Source organism: Gordonia sp. UBA7860, assembly GCF_002500165.1.
In the GTDB taxonomy this organism is placed as follows: Bacteria; Actinomycetota; Actinomycetes; order Mycobacteriales; family Mycobacteriaceae; genus Gordonia; species Gordonia sputi.
Genome location: NZ_DLSO01000126.1, coordinates 35,693 through 52,260 on the forward strand (window position 1 = coordinate 35,693; position 16,568 = coordinate 52,260).

The window sequence follows — 16,568 nt, forward strand, 5'->3', positions numbered from 1 at the left end:
CCTACTGGCCCACGACTTCCCAGTTGTCCAGTTCCGCCTGTTCGGACGGCTTGCCGTTCCACAGGTGCAGCTGGAAGTCGGGGTCGTTGATCTTGACACCCCCGGTGGTCCCGGTCGTGGTGTAGCTCGCGTAGTGCGCGACGTAGAGCGCGAAGATGCGAGCCCCGACAGGTGCGGCCTTGTACGCCTTGGCGAACTTCGTGGCCAGCGGCTTGAGCTCGTCGGCGGTGCCGATGTCCCCGCCGCACAGGTCGATCGCCACCGCGAACTCGTCGGGATGGTCGCTGTCGGTGCTCAGCCGTCCGGTCACGATCGACACTCCCGTCGGCAAGCTCACCGACTCGGCGACCTGTTGGGCTGCGGCCGCCTGGCCAGCAGCGGCCCGCCCACCCTCGCTGAAGGGCACCATCGGCCGGCACTCGCCAGCAGCAGTACTAGGAGCCACGCTGCTCGGTGCCGCTGCGTTGTCCGCCGAGTTCTCACCGCTGCCGCAACCGGCGACCAGTGCTACCGTCGCGGCCACGATGCCGCAAATGCCCAGTTTCCTCATGCCGACATCATTCACTATTCGCTGCTTCGCCGACCCGTGTCGTCCACACGGATGAACGTCACTCCTTCTTCGGCATGTTCCGATGGATCGCTGTCATCGCGTCGGTGACCAATGAGTTCCCGTCGAAACCAGCGAGCAGGAGCCAACGGATGACACCCCAGCCGAGCACGGTGACGGCGGCCTCTACGATCTCCGTGATGAATACGGGATCGGGGGTCTGGATGCTTCGGTAGTGCCCCGGCTCGTATTCCTCGCCGATCTTGGTGTCGTAACCGACCATGCCGAACCAGTTCTGTCCGTGCGCCGCACCGCTCGCCGCGTTCCATAGGAACGCCCACCGCTGCGCATCGCCACCGACCGTCGTTGCTGCCGCTCTCACCAGGTTCTCGTAGCCGGGCGGCTTGTCCTTCGGCGAAACCCCGACCCCCAGTCGCTCGGCCCGTTCGACCGTCGCTTCCATACGCGCGACGACGGCATTCGTGCCGTAACCACCCGCTTCCTGCGCCTTCCGCTGGTACTCGAAATCCCGGTGCATGAGCCGCAAGTGCCGACGCACACAATCGCGCGGATCGTCGACGTCGGCCAACAGCCACACGCCATGCGCGCTCGATTCCAAACCGGCACGACCGAGCATCACGTAGGGACGGAATCTGATGTGGTTGATGTGGTCCTCGGCGAACTTGTACGGAGCCACCAGGTCAGCCCAGAGCAACAGATGGTCAATCGCGGCAGTCAGGTAGCTCCGCGACCACGCGGACACCTTTTCCCATCGGTAAAGGCGGTCGGCGTGCGCCAGCCAGCTGTCGGGGCGAGGGTCTACCGCCTCCTTGAGAGCCAGTTCGCATCCGCGTACCCAGTAGGTCGCCGCAGCCCACCGTTCGCGGTGCTCGTCGGACAGCATCCCTGTCTCCGGGTTCGTCACGACAGCCGATCGGATCGATCAGGCCAAGCGGCGGTTGAGCTCGGCCGACCACTTCGCTCCCTCGCGGGCGATCGCCTCGATGTAGGCGCGCCGCTCCTCAGGCGTCATCTCCGCGATCTGCGCCGGCGTCGCACGCTCGATCCCGCTCGTGTTCTCATCTGCTTGCGACACCGCGCTTACCTCCGCATCTTTCGGCCGTCGGCTGTTCACTTACCCTAGCGGCCAGGTCGAGCGAATTAATGCCGCGATTAGTCCAGGTGCTCGAGGTTCGCTGGCCGTGACGTGATCCTGTCTGACTGTCCGTGCAAGTCGACGACCACCAGCTCCTGATCGCCGATGACCTCGGCCACCACGCCCGCGGCGTCGATGTCGATCACCCGCACCCGGTCGCCGACGCGGTACGTCCTTGTCTCAGACCGCCTGGACCCCGGATACCACGCCGGCGCGTCGATTCCCGCCTCCCACAGCTCGCGCTCGTGGCGCAGCAGTTGCTCGGTCTGCTGCCAGAGTCCGGGCGGCGGGTCGGGGATAGGGTCGGTCATCCGCCGGCCCTCCGCCAATCGCCGGCGGGGTCCGTGTTCGCCACAGCCTCGTACACAGACTGACGCACCGCGTCGATGATCGCCTCCGACACGATGGCCGAGTCTTCGTGCTCCCAGAACCGCAGCACGGTCCACCCTCCATCGCGCAGCATCGCGTCGACCCGATTGTCGCGCTCGCGGTTGCGCTCGACCTTGGCCGCCCAGTAGCCGCGGTTCGCGGCGGGCAGCCGGTGGTGCGCCTCGCAGCCGTGCCAGAAGCAGCCGTCGATGAACACCGCGACCTTCCTCCTGGTGAACACAACGTCGGCGCGGTTGCGCAGGTGGCCGCGATCCGGCGCGTAGTCGACCCTGTAGCGAAGGCCGCTGGCGTGCAGCAGCTTCCGGACCTCGATCTCGGGCTTGGTGTCCCGTCGCCGGTTGGATCGCATCGACGCACGCGCCGCCGGCGTTGACGCCCAGCTCGTGGTCACCCCGCGGCCCGTCTGCGGCGCTTGTATTCTCGCGACTTCTTGTTGTGGGCCTCGCGGCACAGATCACAGCGGCATCCCGTGTCGTAGGCCAGGGTCGAGCCGTGCTCGCCCAGCACATGGCCCTCCGCGCGTTTGCGGACGATGTACTCGTGGTGCTTCACGCGGTGCGCGTCGCGGCAGGCCTCGCAGCGGCAACCGTGGTTGCCGTATCCGTTGACCGTCCCGTGCCGGGGGTCATCGGGGTCTGAGAGCGCCACGCCCCGTATGTTATCCACAGGTCTTGACTGTGACAGCCGCGACTTGTCGCACCGATGTGGTATTGAGCGGATCACCGGCGCCCTAAGCTGAACCACATGCCTGTGATTCCTCTGCGCCCACGGCCGTGCGTCCTCGAGTTCTTCGCCGGCGTCGGGCTCGCCCGAATGGGCCTGGACCAGTGCGGATTCGACACCGCCTGGGCCAACGACATCTCGCCGGACAAAGCCGCGATGTACCGCGCGCAGTTCGACGACGACGTCATGGAGGTCGGCGACATCAACGACGTCGATCCGTCATCCTTGCCGCGGGCCGACCTCGCGTGGGCAAGTTCGCCGTGCACCGACCTGTCGCTGGCGGGCAACCGCACCGGCCTCGCCGGCCGCGAGTCGTCGGCGTTCTACGCCTTCACCGCGGTCCTGCGCGCCCTCGACGAGGACGACCGGCCCACGGCCGTCGTGCTCGAGAACGTCGTCGGTCTGGCCACCTCGCACGGCGGCGACGACCTGACCGCGGCGATCCGCGAGTTCAACGAGCTGGGCTACTCGGTGGACCTGCTGGCCATCGACGCCCGCCGCTTCGTGCCGCAGTCGCGTCCCCGCATGTTCCTGGTGGGCTCGCGCGAGCCGGTCGAGACCGACGACGCCGAGCACCCGCTGCGCCCGGCGTGGGCTGAGCCGTTCTTCGCCGACCCCACCCTCGACACGCACCGGGTCGCGCTGCCGACCCCGCCCAACTACCGCGCCGACGGCCTGGCCGACAGTCTGGAGAAGCTCGCCAACGACGACCCGCGCTGGTGGGACGGCGACCGGGTCCAGAGCTTCATAGACTCCATGTCGACAGTGCAGCGCGACCGGCTGAACAAGCTGCGCGACCAGAAGAGGCGATACCAGTGGCGCACCGCCTACCGGCGCACCCGCGCCGGCGTCGCCGTGTGGGAGATGCGGCCCGACGAAATCGCTGGCTGCCTGCGCACCGCCAGGGGCGGCTCCTCCAAGCAAGCCGTCGTGCGGATGGGCTACGGCAAGGTCGACGTGCGCTGGATGACCGGCGCGGAGTACGCCAGGCTCATGGGTGCCGAGAAGTACAAGATCGAGGGGTTCCGCGACAACCAGGTGCAGTTCGCCTTTGGAGACGCGGTGGCCGTGCCCGCCGTGGGCTGGCTCGCAGAGCACTACCTCAAGCCGCTGGTGGCCGGTGAGTTCGCCGCCAACGGGGCTACGGACGCGGCGGTGGCCCATGGGTAGCCGAGGGATCGCCAGCCACAACGACCCGGACCGCAAGCCGCCGACCAAGAAGTCGATGCCCACCCGCTTCGTCCGCGAGTTCCGAGAGTTGCTCACGCAGGCCCTCGACACCGTGGACCCGGCCAGCGGCGTCAAGCTCGGCAAGTGCATCGGGGCGTACGCCTTCTACGACTACGACGGCGAGCCGATCTACGTCGGCCAGACGACCGAGGACTTCGGCACCCGCATTGGCCGACACCTGCGCGGCCAGCGCTCGGACACCCTGGCCTACCGCATCCTCGACCCCTTCGAGGTCGCGGAGATGGAGCTCTACCCGGTCGAGCACCTGCGCGCGGAGACAGCCGCGGAACGTCGCGCCCAAGTCGATGCCATCGAGTACTCGGCCTACGTCAGCGCGATCCAGAACTCCAAGTACAAGGCCATCCTCAACGAGAAGATCCCGCCGGTGTCGCCACCGGTCGAGCTGCCGAAGTCCTACCGCTTCAACCTGATCCCCGACGATCTGCGCGAGGACCGCGAGCACCCCGACGTCCGCATCGCCCGGCGGGCCGAGACGCTGGCTCGGGTCGCTGCCGTCGCCCACGAGCGCGGCGAGGTCTCTGCCGGACTCCGCCGCGTCATCGTCATCCAGGCCGTGCGACTGGCCGACCTCGCCGCCGCCCGGCTGGCGTACGCCGAGGGCCGCAAGCGGCCGCCCGACGACGCCATCGACGTGCCCGCGCTGGTGGGCAACGTGATGTCTGAGTACGCCGATGGGGATGTCGACAATGCCTAAGCCGAGCTGGAAGTCTGTTTGGGCCGCGATCGAGGACGCGGTGGACCCCTGGTACGAGTCGAGGCGGAGCAAAAAGGGGAGAGTCAACACGAATGTGATGTGCGTCGGGCTGATCCTCGCTGACCACATGGCCAACGGCGTGCCGATCCTTGAAAGCACCTATCGCGCTGAATCGCAGGTCAAGAACATAGGAGCAGCCCGAATCCACCAGATCCTGGCCCGCCACGGCGAGACTCGACAGTTCCTCAGAGAGGGTGGGCGCACCTCGCGCGGCAGCTTACCCCTCGCCAACGCCCTGGCCCCGATCATCTCTGACGCAGCCGGTGCCGCTGGCTACGACAAGCTCTCAGACGACGGCCAGGCCCGTGTCCGTAACGCCCTGCAGGCGTGGTTCGTCGGCAAGGTGCAGGCAGACTATTTCGCCAGGCAGCGCCTCAGCGCAGCGATAGACCCGGCTTTGCCGGTTCGGACGAACGTCGCCACGCTGCTCGAAGCCGCACGCACCCAGGGTGGCAACAACGCTGGCGCCGTCGCCCAGCACCTGGTCGGAGCGAAGCTGGCGATGAGATTCCCCGACGAGACGGTGTCCAACCACGGCTACACGACCGCGGACGCCCAGACCAGCAGGCCCGGGGACTTCTCGATCGGCGACACGGCGATCCATGTGACGATGTCGCCCACTGAGGCACTGTTCGCCAAGTGTGGCCAGAACCTGGCCGATGGGTACCGGCCGATGGTCCTGGTCCCGGAGAACCGACTCGACGCGGGACGGCAAATCGCGGAGACCACCGGCCTGGGCACTCGTACGTCAGTGCAGGCGATCGAGGACTACATCGGCAACAACGTCGAGGAGATCGGCGGTCTCATCGCATCTGGGGTGCGCGCCGAGCTGAAGAAGCTGCTGGAGACGTACAACGAGAGAGTCGAAGCCGTGGAGCCCGATCCAGCCCTGCTCATTGCCATTCCCGGCAATTTGTGATCGACCCGAAGATTCTCCGATCTCCATTGTCGGTCTAGAGAGGTATCTTCAATCATGACAAGCACTTTCACCATCGACGGCTTCGCGCCCAAGCACGTCTGGACAGCCGTGCGCTACGGCCGTCGCTGGAACGGCTGGGTCACGCCGGTCGTCAACCGCGAAGTGCTCGAGTCAGTGGTCGCCGCCGCCCATCGAGGACGTCGCGGTCATCTCCGGCGACAAGTTGCGCCCCGACGCCGACGGCAACTACGACCTCGGCCAGATCGGCTGGTGTTTCATCGAGACCGACCGGTGGGATTGAACCCGCATTGCCGGCGCGTCCTCGTAGTGTCAGCTCATGCTGCAGATAGCCGACCCCACGGGCGCTGACCGCTACGACCGGTGCCTGCATTGCGACCAAGAATTGGACGCCAAACCCACACGGGACCACGTCCCCTCGCGCGGGCTGCTCACACGCCCTTATCCCGAGAACCTGCCCACGGTGGGCATCTGCGCGGAGTGCAACAACCGGTTCAGCGATGACGAGCGGTACCTCTTCCTGCTGCTCGACTGTGTCCTCAGCGGCAGCGCGGACGCGAGCGAGCAATCCGACCCTCGCGCCGCCGAGCGGCTGCGTCAGGCTCCGAAGCTCGCGAACCGCATCGCCGATCAGCAGGTTCTGACGCTGCCGTTCGAGGACGACACGGTGTGGTGGGAGCCCGAGAGCGCCCGCGTTGACACCGTGATCGTGAAGAACGCACGGGGCCACGTCATGCTCAAGACCGGCGCGCCGCTGCATCGGGCACCTGATTCTGTGGCCTTCAGCGCGCTGTCCGTTCTGACCGACGACCAGCGGCAGGCCTTCGAGCGCGGCTCCCACGACGCCACGTCACCGCCGCTGCTCCCAAAGCTCGGCACGAGAGCGCTCGTGCGAGCGTTCACGCCCGATGTCGTCGACGGATGGGTGGTGGTGCAGCGCGGACGCTACCGCTTCGCCATCGACAATGAACCCTCCGCGACACGGGTGCGCTCGGTGATTCGCGAGTATCTCGCGACAGAAGTGATCTGGGTATTCGACTGAAGCGTCGCGAACCGCCTCCGAAACCGCCCGTCCGTAAGCCGGTCGGTGAGCGGACACCTTCGTCAGCCGACCCCGACCTGGCCGATAACGTGTCCGTAAGGGGTGTACTTTGAGAGTCGCAATCAAGGTACCTCTAACGTACACTTGGGGTATGAAGATCGGCTACGCCCGCGTGAGCACCGACCGCCAGGACCTCACCGCCCAGATCAACGAGCTGGTGTCCCTCGGCGTCGAGGAGAAGAACATCTACTCCGACCCCGGATTTACCGGGACCAACCGCCAGCGGCCGGGTCTCGACCAAGCGCTCGCGGCGGCGAGCCACCCCGGGGCCGAGTTCGTCGTCACCAAACTCGATCGCTTGGCACGCTCGATCCGCGACGCCAAGGACATAGCCGACCAACTCGTCGCCAACGGAGCCGTCCTGCAGATCGGGCGCAGCGCCTACGATCCGAACGACGCGATGGGAAAGATGATGTTCAACATCATGGCGACCTTCGCCGAGTTCGAGGCCGACTTGATCCGCCAACGAACCAAGGAGGGTATGGCCGTGGCCAAGGCGCGTGGTCGGCTCAAGGGCAAGAAGCCCAAGCTGCCGCCGAACCAGGAACGCAGACTGGTCGAGTTGCACGCCACCGGTGAGCACTCGATCACCGAGCTGGCTGCAGACTTCGGCGTGTCCCGCGCGACCGTGCACCGCGCCGTCGAGAGGGCTGCGCGATGAGACGGTCATTAGCCTCGCTGGTAGCCGAAACCGCTTCGCGACTCATAGCGACCACTGGGGACGACGCGGATGCGGTCGAAAGTCGGAAGCTCGGCCGCGCACTGTACGGATGTGAAGCACTCGGCCTACGTCGTTCCCCGCATCATGTGTGGGACACGCAGGATCTCGTCATCGATCTCGGTGTCTATGACGACGATGATCGCCGTTTGATTGACGACGACAGGGCAAAGCACGACAGGGAAACCGGCAAAGAGGCTAGCACCCTTTGTAGGGAACTGAGCAAGAGTCTTGGCGGCTTCACGAAGGCGGTGTCTGTAAGCACCCAAAAGATCCGAGCCGATGACGACAACTGGTTGCTGGGGCGATACGACGTACCGCCAGACTCCACGCGTCGGCTCGATAGCTTCGCAGGAGACGGCTCCGGGCCCCTGGACGAGGGCCAGCTGACCATCCTTGCCCGACATACTCGTTGCCGCGTTAGCGTCGACCACGCTGAGGTCCGAAGGCTCATAGATCAAGGCGAGCCCGTTGACATGGATAAAGTCCGAGACGTGTTGTTCTGGTGGACACCGGTGGTCGACGAATGGTTGAAAGCCACCGATCTACCCTCATCGTTCAAGGGATTCCGCAAGGATGCTCTCGGCTCGATCGCATCTGCGGTGGTCGGAGGTGTTCCCACTCAAACCGACGACGTAACAGCGTCGTTCGACGACTGGGGCGACATCGACATCAGGACAGATCCACTCCGGATCAGAACCCTAGGGCCTGCCACTGGAGGGTCCACCAAAGTCGATGTGAAGCGTGTCCTTGATCGCGCTGGCGGCCTCCTGAAGGTGAAGCACAAACTGTGTACGCCGGGGCTGGAGTGGAAGACCTACGAGCCGCAAATCGCGACGATGGACTGCTGGTTAGAGGACTACTCGGTAGACGACCCGCCGTTCGACGTCCTACTCGTCTATCGAGGAGGCGGCGTGAAGTACGAGAAGTCCAAACGGTCCGAAGATCGTGATCGCGCAGAGCTCCTGGAGCTCGCTCTGGACTTCACCGGACTCGGTGTCGAAGTCGTATTCGGTCTCGGTCATGGGGACGCGTCCGCACTTCCAGAGAGTTGCAATCTCCCGATCGGCGTATACGAAGCAACCACTCCCACCGCAGCAGCGGAGTGGGTGTTGCGGGAGTTTGTGAATTCCCGCATGGCGAACTCCGATTTCGACGCTGGTCAGCAGTCTGTCTGACTCCGGTATCGCCCCGACGAACAGCAACCCCGGCAACGGAATTCCGTTGCCGGGGTTGCGCTCTCCGCTAGCCCTCTCACACGCGTCCTCCGTATCAGCCCCGTGGCCGTAATCCCGCTGGCGATCTCGCGATAGCCGTGCCTGGACGGTCGGCGCCGGCTCGGCCGCCCGTTAATCTCGTCCTTCGGCACCTGGCCCAACGCCGACTGCTGATTCTCAGCGGCCTCACCGGCAGCGCCCGCCCATTAGCTCGATCATTGCTCTCACGCAGTCCCATGGAGATCACACTCTCAGTTCCTGGGCGGGTAGATGACTTCCGCCTGGTAGAGCACATCGGAATGACCTCGCAGCGACACCCACGCCGATTTCTTGTTGTAGGCATCAGGCAGAACCAGGGTGGCGAAAACCTGTTCGGGTTCCACGCCTTTCGCGTCGGCCGGGATGCTGATGCCGGTCGTCGTGTCGATGCGGTAGTAGCCGCACTGCGACTCCTCGGCCAGGTCGAACGGCTCGGTGGCCGCATCGATGGTCCTGCTGTCGTACACCGCTACCGGGCCGACCTTTCCGTCGGCCGACACCTTGACCTGCGGATACGTCCACAGATCGGTCCGCACGCCTTTGCCCTCGGCGTCCAGTGCGGTCACTGCGATGTCGCCGCCTTGCACCTGCGCGATACCACCGTTGGCCGCGTTGGCGGAGTCGAGGCACTTCGAACCACCGTTGATGTTGCGAAATTCGGCCGGCAGCTGGATGGCCTTGGTCAACCGCACCGCGAAAAGCGGCGTGCGGGAAACGGTTTCGTCCCACGCGGCGTGGTAGAGATTGGCTTTCACCGGGAGCGGTCCCGACGGGATGTCGTCTTCGGGGGCCTGGGAGGCGGCAGTCGTGGTCTTGTCACCACCGCCGTTGTCATCACCACCACCGCGGCTGCATGCGACCGCCACCACGCCGATCACGATGATGGCGGCCACCAGAGCGGCGATCCCGGTCAGGATTTTCGCTTGCTGGCCCGACGGGCGTGCGGACGGCGCGGGGCGGCCGGACAGGGCGGCCAGCGTGCGCTCGTCGATGACCGGGGCGGACGGATCGGCGAGCTGGGCGTCGTAGCGGGCACGGCGCTGCGGATCGCCGAGAATGACGCGCGCGGTGTCGATCCTGGTGCGCGTCAGAGCATCTCGCGGATCAACCGCGTTGATTTCGTCGGAGAGGTGCTGCGCCAGCACCGGCGAGGGTGCTCGGCGGTCGAGGCTGTAAATGGCGTAGAGGTCGATGTGCTTGGGCATGTGGATCACTCCCGTCATGGTTTGAGTTGCGCTGTGCGCGAGATGGAGTCGGCGTCTACACGGCTCGACGCCGACATGTGCGTCTGCCCGACGGCGAGCTACTGCTTCGGTGTGTTGCGCGCCGCGTCGATCTGCGCGGCGATGAAGAGATCGGCGGGCGTGGTGCCGCAGCAGTAGGCGAGGTCCCACAGGCGGTCGCTGGAGATGGAGCTGGTGCCCTGCTCGATACGGCTGATCGTCGGGCGTGAGACCCCGCTCGCGTCGGCGAGCTCGTCCTGGGTGATGCCGGCTCGCTGGCGAGCAGCGGCCAGTGCGGCCCCAAGGGCCTTGCGCCGCACGTCACGCACCCGCAGCTGGTGCTGCGTGAGGTGGGTCGACGGCGCTGGCATTTGCACATCTTGTCACGGCATTTGTCCACATCGCTCTCCCCGTCCGTGTACGTCCTCGTATGAATCACTTGTGATTCACGGCTGACCGTAGCCTACCCACGAGGCGCACGAAAGCAGCGCTCCGCCTCGGGTCATTCGGGAGGTCTACTTCGTCGCGCCGAGGTCCGTGCGGCAGGTCGCAGACACACAAGAACCCCCGCACCGAGGTGCGGGGGTTCTTGATTCAGCCCGTCAGCGGGGCACGAGCCGACCCCAGCTCGATCCGTTGGCGACGACGCCGTAACCGTCGCTGCCATCACCGAGCAGCGAGATCGACACGCCCGCGATGGTCGCGGTCGGCCCGAAATCGTTGTCGCCCGGGGCCGACGCGTGCAGGGTGCCCGACTGCCCGGCGATGGTCAGGACACCGCCGTGGATGCTGGCCGGCACCGAGCCGATCGGCGGTGTACCCACCGGCACGATCGGGTTGTGCACCACAAGCGTGTACGAGCCGTCGTGGGGGACCGGCGACGCGGCGGCGGTGCCCGTGCCGAGTGCGCCGAGGCCCGCGATGGCAGCGGCTCCGGCGAGCGCGACGGTGGCTGCCTTGATCTTGTTGGTGTTCACTCTCTGGCTCCTCTGTTGATGTTGTTTCGTCGGATTACGTTGTGCGGCTGTCGGGTTCGTTTTCGCTAGCGTGGCGTCAGGCTGATCACCACCCCCGTCGGAATCCCGAGGATGGTGGACGTGCCGACGTATCCACGGCCGCGCTTGGCGAGCTTGTAGGTGATCGCGTCGCCCGCCACCTCGACCGTCGCGCCGCGTGGCGTTGGGACCATCGGCAACGCCTGGCCGAGGTAGTGCAAACGGCCGTGTGAGACGCTCGCCGGTGCGTGGGCTCCCGCCGTGCTCGTGAGCGTGTATGCCCCGTCGGGGATCGCGGCCGATGCCTGTCCGACGCCGATGGTGGCCAGTCCGACTGCTGCCGAAGCGGCGATGGTACTTGCGATGACGCGAGTTCGGGTTTTCATGATTCGTTGTGCTCCTTCAGTTCTCGGGGGTCGTGGTGGAGTTCGAGTTCGCCGCGTTGCTGTCGCGCTCGAGGGTCAGCTGGGCGAGTCTGGTGCCGACGATGGCCCAGGCCGTCGCGGATTTCGATTCACCGCTGGCGATCACAGCGCTCAGGCGTGTGCGATCGCCGGTCGATCCGTCGCCGGTGACGAGGTAGTCACCAGCCTCGAACGAAGTCCGGCATGCCCCCCGCATCGCCATGTCGGTCCCGGTGCCAGGTCCCTCGCCGGTGATGCGGACGGGAGATACGGATGACGTTGCCTTCCACCACGATCCACCGTCTTCGACGCTGCCTCCGCTGCCGGTGTACACACCGATCTGGGACGTCGACAGCTGCAGCAATACGAGCCGGGGGCCGCTGCCGCCCTCGGTACCCGCACCCTGCGACGGATCAGCCCACGTGGTCACCGGGGCGGCTGGTTGTGCGCCATCGGTCAGCAGATCACCAGCGTGCGACCTGAAACCGCTCGGCAGGTCGGTGACCGACGTGATGGCCAGCTGCATCGACGGCCGCTCGTCACCGGTCCATTGCGCTGCGGCCAGGCCCGACCCTGTGTACCCACCGCATGCCGTGACCGGCATGAGTTCGGCGCGCTCGTCCGCGGCGCGGTCCTGCACGCCGGCCTCGACCTCGTCCTTCTTGCGCTCGGCCCCCGCCTTGATGTCGGCGGCAGTGTGCTGGTCGCCAATGCTGTGCAGCGCGTACACAGCGCCACCGCCGACGGCCAGCACCGCGACCGCGGCGACCGCGAGCAGCGCCTTGGGCACTTTCGACGCTCTCTCCACCTGCGCGGCAGGTGATCCGGGCACCGGAGTGTCGGTCTTATCGACGATCTGGTACCCACCGGCATCGAGCTCGGCCGGATCGACAGCGTTCCCGTCCTCGTCGACGTACATCGCCGCGTCGACCACCTCGTAGTCGTCGAGATCGCGAGGGTCGACGACGTTCCCGTCCTCGTCGACGTACTCAGTGTCAGACATCAGTGTTCTCCTTCTTCTTCACAACCCGGACGACCTTCTTCGGTGTAGGGGTCGGTGCCGGCTGCTCGACCCGGCGAACGACTTTCTTGGGCGGCGTGGGGGCAACCGGAGGCTCGACGACCGGAGCGGGTGCCGCCTGGACCGGGAGCACCTGAGCGGTTACGGGCGTCTGCGCCGCGTCCGTGGTCGGTGTCCGGTCGCGCAGGCGGCGCATCATCTCGGGGACCAGCGTCGGCAGCACCAGGACGCTGCCGAGCACCGCCGACACCCCGACGGCCAGCACCAGGTTCGACATCAGGTGCATGGCGGTCACCAGCGCCTGTCGGACCCCCAGAGACACCAGGCCATAGGCCACAGATGCAGCTGCCAGCACCACCGGGTGGCATCGGCGGAGGTAGCCGTCGCCGCCGCCGGTCAGCTCCCGCCCCAACCGCCACAGGTGCTGCTGCCAATCCTCGCCCGGCAGCGAGACCCAGCTGGTCACGCCGCCCCTGTCGATCGGTGCGCGGCCATATCGGCGCTGTACCAGGTGCTGGCCTAGGAACGACAGCGCCGCGGTGGTCACGATGCTCACGTACACAGCAGATGCACCGATCACGGGGTGCATCACGATCGAGATCAGTTCTCGTGCGAGCAGGAACGCGAGGCCGACAAGCAGTGACTGGCCCAGCAGCGCCGGCGTGCCGCCCCGCTGCGAGGCCAGCCCGGCCGCCAGTGACTGTGCCAGGGTCGCGCCGCCAGAGGTGTCGGGAGCGGCCGCATCGGCGCCGACTCCCCGGCGCCACTGCCGGCGCGCGAAGTACATCAGCGCGGCGCTGGCCACGATCGAGGCATACTCACCAATCGGACCCTGGCCGAACGCCCACATCACCGCCCCGAGGCCACCGAAGAGCAGGATGGTGGCCACGATGCGCTGGCCCTCGCGGCCGCTCGTCTGGACGGTCACGTTGATCGGCTGCTGGTTGCTCATTTCACTGCTCTCCCTTTTCATCTCGCTTGTCCGACACCATCCCGGCGACCATCACCGCTGCACACACAGCCCCTGCGCCCGTCCCGGCCCATCGCCACCAGCCACCGAGCACGGCACCGGTGATGATCAGAGCGAGGAGGCCGAGGGCGATGAGCAGGGCTGCGATGCCGATCAGGTGACCGCGGGTCATGGCCGGCCCCGCTCAGCGAGGTCGGCGGCCTCCATCGCCTCCAGGTCGTCGTCGGCGGCGGGGGGCTCAAACTCCTCTTCGTCGCTGTCTTCGAGCTCGTCCTCGATGTCGTGGTCGACGCCGTCGTCGCTGTAGGTCACCGGTGCCTCGTACGCCGGGATCAGCTGCGGATCGAAGCCGATGTCGATGCGCTCGGATTCAGGCGTCTCGCGCCAGGTACCGTCGGGGAGTTGCTTGGGTGCTTTGACCGCGTCGCGCGGCACGGCTCGCCAGCCCCAGGCGTAGATCCACCAGGCGATCGCCGCGAAGGCGATCACCAGCTGCCAGCAGACCCAGGAGACGATGAAGTCGTAGAGCGGCAGGGTCGTCCACACCATCGGGAACCACGGGATCAGGCCGAGTCGCGGCCCGGTCAACCATCCGATGCCCCCGGTGATCAGCAGCACCAGAGCTGAGAGCACGATCCATGGCCAGACCCACAGTCGGCCGATACGTGGCGATAGCCGCTCGAGGCCGCGGTACAGAACGGCGCCGATGCCCAGGCCCGGACCGACCAACACCGCGACGATGGGGCCGACCACGACCAGGCTGACGAACCGAGCGAGTTGCTCCGTGAAGTCGTCGTCGGCGAGGAAGCGTTTGATCCATCGAGGCGTAATCTCATGTGTGATCGAAGACTCGCCGGCACCGACGCCCGCTCGTCGACTGCCCAGCGCCCGGTAGTCGAGCAACTCGGATCGGCGCACCCGCGACGGCCTGGCTCCGGGCTTCCGGAGCAGTGCGGAGCGTTCGCGCTCCCACCGATACACATCGGTGGCCGGTGGGTGAACCAGTACACCGGCGGTGCTGCGGATGTGCGAGCGCGTCGACGCCCACCAGTGCGCGGGCTGCCACCATGTCGTCGACAACATCACCGACCACCGTTGAGGCACGCGTCGAGTGCCGCCTGATCCGTCACAGGTAGGCACCGCACGACGCTGTGGTACATGCCGGTCCGTCCGTCTCTGACTCCGGTGGTCCCGCCGAGCGTCCAGCCGATGCCGAGGATCAGCACGATCGGCACCAGCCAGATCGCGAGCTTGAAAGCCATTCTCCCCATATCTATGCACTCCTCCGGATCGTTTCCGCTGTTCGTGTCGCATCATTATGCGGCTATGCGGATAGTTATACAGTACCCTGAAGAGGTATGCACCGCTACACCGATTTCGACAGGAGACGATCGACATGGCCCGACTGACCGAGCACCAGCAGGTGCCCCTGACACCGGGGGAGCGTGCTGATCTGCGGGAAACCGCTGCCGCGCATGGCATCTCGCCGGGCATATTCGCCCGTGCCCTGCTCCTCCACGCGCGTCGGCTGCTGGGCGATCCGGCGCTGACCCAGACGATCACCGACGAAAAGACCTCAGCCGCAAAGCGTTCCAGCGACGCTGCTGCCGCGGCGGCACAGCAGCGATGGGACAAGTGATGGGCATCCGCAACCGTGACAGGCAGCAGGTAACATCACCGGCCCCACCACCACCCGACGAGCCGTACGCAGGCGTGCTGCTCGACGACATCCCCGACGACCCGGGCGCCGTCGATGAGCGCAACGCCGGGCGTCGAAAGGGCCAAAGAGCCTGCACTCAGCCACATTTGCTCGTCAGTGCTAGAACGGGTCAGGGAAAGTCGCGCGCCATTTTGGGCGTCAATACGATCATCTGGGGAGCTCGGCCCGTGGTCTGCGTCAGCTCGAAAGGCGACCTCGCCGAACTCACGATCCGACAGCGGGCCCGCTTCGGTCCGGTCTATCTGTTGGACTTGTCCGGCGAGGTTCGGGAGTCCGAACTCAAGGGTGTCCCCGTCACCCGCGTGCAGGCTGATCCGTGCGCACTGGTCTACGACGACGACAGCGCTCTTGACATGGCCAGCCTCCTGATGGAGGTCGGCGATCTCGGCGCCGGCGACGGAACCGGTGGGGGAGGAGACAAGGCGACCTGGCAGACCCTCGCCCGGCGATCGCTGGCCGCGATCATCCAGGCGTCGGGTTGGTACGAGCACCCCCAACGCGGTCTGGTGTGGGGTGGCGGTGCCCGATGGGCTGCCAACGCGTGCGAGAACTCAGCGATCAGCGAACCCAAGGACAAGGAGGAGGCCGAGCGCAAAAACAACGACCTCGACACCCCGTCGTGGGAGACCGCCTACCGCCGCGGCAAGCTACAGGACAGCTGGCACGCGGACACACTGATGACATCGGCCGCGATGGACCCGCGTCAGCGAGACAGCATCGGCATCAACATGCGCAACGCATTCGCGTCATGGGCGTCCCGGCGTGTGGCCGATCACGACCGCGAGCTCGTGCCGCCCTTCGAGCCGAGCATGCTGGAGCACGGAGGAACATTATTCGTCGTCGCACCGCTCAACGGCACGTCGGCCCCGCCGGCTGTCGCCGTCATCACGAGCATGATCGACCACTGGCGCAAGCGAGTCGGTCAGCTCCCCTCGCTGCTGCTGGTCATCGACGAACTGCCCAACACCACGCCACTGCCGCGCCTAGCCAACTGGGTGGGGGAAACCAGGGGACTTTTCATACGTATGTGTGTTGCCGTGCAAGCGTCCAGCCAGCTGGCCCCCCGGTGGGGCGAGGCGGGGATGCGGATTCTCCGTGACATCTTCCCCGCGATCCTGGTGCTGCCCGGCGCACCGGAGGACGAGCTCTTCGAGCGTGCTGCGAAGGCCGCCGGCAAGATCGAGCGCGGCACCAGCTCGCTGGACGCGACCGCGCGCACCAGCCAGGGCCGCGAGGTCACCGCCGCCGTCGACGAGGCCGAGCTGCGCCCGACTCGGCGCGGCGAGGGCCGCCTGATTCTGGGCGGCATGGCCGGCGTCCGCGTCCGGGTGCCGGACATGAGCGACATCAAGGGGCTGACCTGAGGCCGGACAGCCCAGAGAACGCAGTAGACCCCGGTGC

23 protein-coding genes are annotated in these 16,568 nt (G+C 66.5%); 8 read left to right on the forward strand and 15 right to left on the reverse strand.

Annotation, left to right across the window (positions count from 1 at the left end):
- Position 1: 1 nt before the first annotated feature.
- From B3T59_RS15820 to B3T59_RS15845, 6 genes are all read right to left on the reverse strand, one after another.
- Positions 2-550 (reverse strand): hypothetical protein, encoded by a 549-nt coding sequence (locus tag B3T59_RS15820; RefSeq protein WP_251723401.1) that lies wholly within the window; start codon positions 548-550, stop codon positions 2-4.
- 58 nt (positions 551-608) lie between these two features.
- Positions 609-1,472 (reverse strand): hypothetical protein, encoded by an 864-nt coding sequence (locus tag B3T59_RS15825; RefSeq protein ID WP_287004214.1) that lies wholly within the window; start codon positions 1,470-1,472, stop codon positions 609-611.
- Positions 1,473-1,490: 18 nt separating this feature from the next.
- On the reverse strand, positions 1,491-1,643 hold the full coding sequence (locus tag B3T59_RS15830; protein WP_287004216.1) for a hypothetical protein: 153 nt from the start codon (positions 1,641-1,643) through the stop codon (positions 1,491-1,493).
- 77 nt (positions 1,644-1,720) lie between these two features.
- Positions 1,721-2,014, reverse strand: coding sequence for a Smr/MutS family protein (locus B3T59_RS15835; RefSeq protein WP_287004218.1), 294 nt, complete (start codon positions 2,012-2,014; stop codon positions 1,721-1,723).
- A complete protein-coding gene (locus tag B3T59_RS15840) occupies positions 2,011-2,544 on the reverse strand; it encodes a very short patch repair endonuclease (RefSeq protein WP_387316166.1) in 534 nt (177 codons plus the stop codon). The genes B3T59_RS15835 and B3T59_RS15840 overlap by 4 nt, the downstream gene beginning before the upstream one ends.
- Positions 2,481-2,741 (reverse strand): hypothetical protein, encoded by a 261-nt coding sequence (locus tag B3T59_RS15845; RefSeq protein ID WP_287004222.1) that lies wholly within the window; start codon positions 2,739-2,741, stop codon positions 2,481-2,483. The genes B3T59_RS15840 and B3T59_RS15845 overlap by 64 nt, the downstream gene beginning before the upstream one ends.
- 96 nt (positions 2,742-2,837) lie before the next feature.
- On the opposite strand from B3T59_RS15845, the gene B3T59_RS15850 reads away from it, so the two are divergent.
- The 6 genes from B3T59_RS15850 (at position 2,838) to B3T59_RS15875 (ending at position 8,756) form a co-directional block, all read left to right on the forward strand.
- Positions 2,838-3,986: a DNA cytosine methyltransferase gene (locus tag B3T59_RS15850; RefSeq protein ID WP_287004223.1), complete on the forward strand. Its 1,149-nt coding sequence runs from the start codon at positions 2,838-2,840 to the stop codon at positions 3,984-3,986.
- Entirely contained in the window at positions 3,979-4,761 is a 783-nt protein-coding gene (locus tag B3T59_RS15855) for a GIY-YIG nuclease family protein (protein ID WP_287004226.1), read from the forward strand. The genes B3T59_RS15850 and B3T59_RS15855 overlap by 8 nt, the downstream gene beginning before the upstream one ends.
- Entirely contained in the window at positions 4,754-5,740 is a 987-nt protein-coding gene (locus B3T59_RS15860; protein ID WP_287004228.1) for a DUF4928 family protein, read from the forward strand. Before B3T59_RS15855 ends, B3T59_RS15860 begins: the two co-directional genes overlap by 8 nt.
- A 337-nt stretch (positions 5,741-6,077) precedes the next feature.
- The gene (locus B3T59_RS15865) at positions 6,078-6,800 is read left to right on the forward strand and encodes a hypothetical protein (protein WP_287004230.1); all 723 of its coding nucleotides are present in this window, start codon (positions 6,078-6,080) and stop codon (positions 6,798-6,800) included.
- A gap of 151 nt (positions 6,801-6,951) precedes the next feature.
- Positions 6,952-7,521 carry a recombinase family protein gene (locus B3T59_RS15870; RefSeq protein ID WP_287004232.1) on the forward strand — a complete coding sequence of 190 codons (570 nt, stop codon included), beginning with the start codon at positions 6,952-6,954 and terminating at the stop codon, positions 7,519-7,521.
- Between the two features lie 146 nt (positions 7,522-7,667).
- Complete coding sequence (locus B3T59_RS15875; protein WP_287004233.1) at positions 7,668-8,756, forward strand: hypothetical protein; 1,089 nt, start codon at positions 7,668-7,670, stop codon at positions 8,754-8,756.
- Between the two features lie 290 nt (positions 8,757-9,046).
- Here the strand turns inward: B3T59_RS15875 and B3T59_RS15880 are convergent, their stop codons facing one another.
- The 9 genes from B3T59_RS15880 to B3T59_RS15920 form a co-directional block, all read right to left on the reverse strand.
- The gene (locus tag B3T59_RS15880) at positions 9,047-10,039 is read right to left on the reverse strand and encodes a hypothetical protein (protein ID WP_287004235.1); all 993 of its coding nucleotides are present in this window, start codon (positions 10,037-10,039) and stop codon (positions 9,047-9,049) included.
- 98 nt (positions 10,040-10,137) lie between these two features.
- Entirely contained in the window at positions 10,138-10,428 is a 291-nt protein-coding gene (locus B3T59_RS15885) for a helix-turn-helix domain-containing protein (protein ID WP_287004237.1), read from the reverse strand.
- Between the two features lie 231 nt (positions 10,429-10,659).
- Positions 10,660-11,034 (reverse strand): hypothetical protein, encoded by a 375-nt coding sequence (locus B3T59_RS15890; protein WP_287004238.1) that lies wholly within the window; start codon positions 11,032-11,034, stop codon positions 10,660-10,662.
- Positions 11,035-11,099: 65 nt separating this feature from the next.
- Positions 11,100-11,438, reverse strand: a complete 339-nt coding sequence (locus B3T59_RS15895; protein ID WP_287004239.1) for a hypothetical protein — start codon at positions 11,436-11,438, stop codon at positions 11,100-11,102.
- A gap of 16 nt (positions 11,439-11,454) precedes the next feature.
- Complete coding sequence (locus B3T59_RS15900; RefSeq protein WP_287004241.1) at positions 11,455-12,459, reverse strand: hypothetical protein; 1,005 nt, start codon at positions 12,457-12,459, stop codon at positions 11,455-11,457.
- A complete protein-coding gene (locus tag B3T59_RS15905) occupies positions 12,452-13,429 on the reverse strand; it encodes a hypothetical protein (RefSeq protein ID WP_287004243.1) in 978 nt (325 codons plus the stop codon). Before B3T59_RS15905 ends, B3T59_RS15900 begins: the two co-directional genes overlap by 8 nt.
- Before the next feature lies 1 nt (position 13,430).
- Positions 13,431-13,619, reverse strand: a complete 189-nt coding sequence (locus B3T59_RS15910) for a hypothetical protein (RefSeq protein WP_287004245.1) — start codon at positions 13,617-13,619, stop codon at positions 13,431-13,433.
- Positions 13,616-14,530: a hypothetical protein gene (locus B3T59_RS15915; RefSeq protein ID WP_287004247.1), complete on the reverse strand. Its 915-nt coding sequence runs from the start codon at positions 14,528-14,530 to the stop codon at positions 13,616-13,618. Before B3T59_RS15915 ends, B3T59_RS15910 begins: the two co-directional genes overlap by 4 nt.
- Positions 14,530-14,718, reverse strand: a complete 189-nt coding sequence (locus tag B3T59_RS15920; protein WP_287004249.1) for a hypothetical protein — start codon at positions 14,716-14,718, stop codon at positions 14,530-14,532. Before B3T59_RS15920 ends, B3T59_RS15915 begins: the two co-directional genes overlap by 1 nt.
- Positions 14,719-14,843: 125 nt before the next feature.
- On the opposite strand from B3T59_RS15920, the gene B3T59_RS15925 reads away from it, so the two are divergent.
- The gene (locus B3T59_RS15925) at positions 14,844-15,086 is read left to right on the forward strand and encodes a hypothetical protein (protein WP_287004251.1); all 243 of its coding nucleotides are present in this window, start codon (positions 14,844-14,846) and stop codon (positions 15,084-15,086) included.
- On the forward strand, positions 15,086-16,531 hold the full coding sequence (locus tag B3T59_RS15930; protein ID WP_287004253.1) for a type IV secretory system conjugative DNA transfer family protein: 1,446 nt from the start codon (positions 15,086-15,088) through the stop codon (positions 16,529-16,531). The genes B3T59_RS15925 and B3T59_RS15930 overlap by 1 nt, the downstream gene beginning before the upstream one ends.
- Positions 16,532-16,568 lie beyond the last annotated feature (37 nt).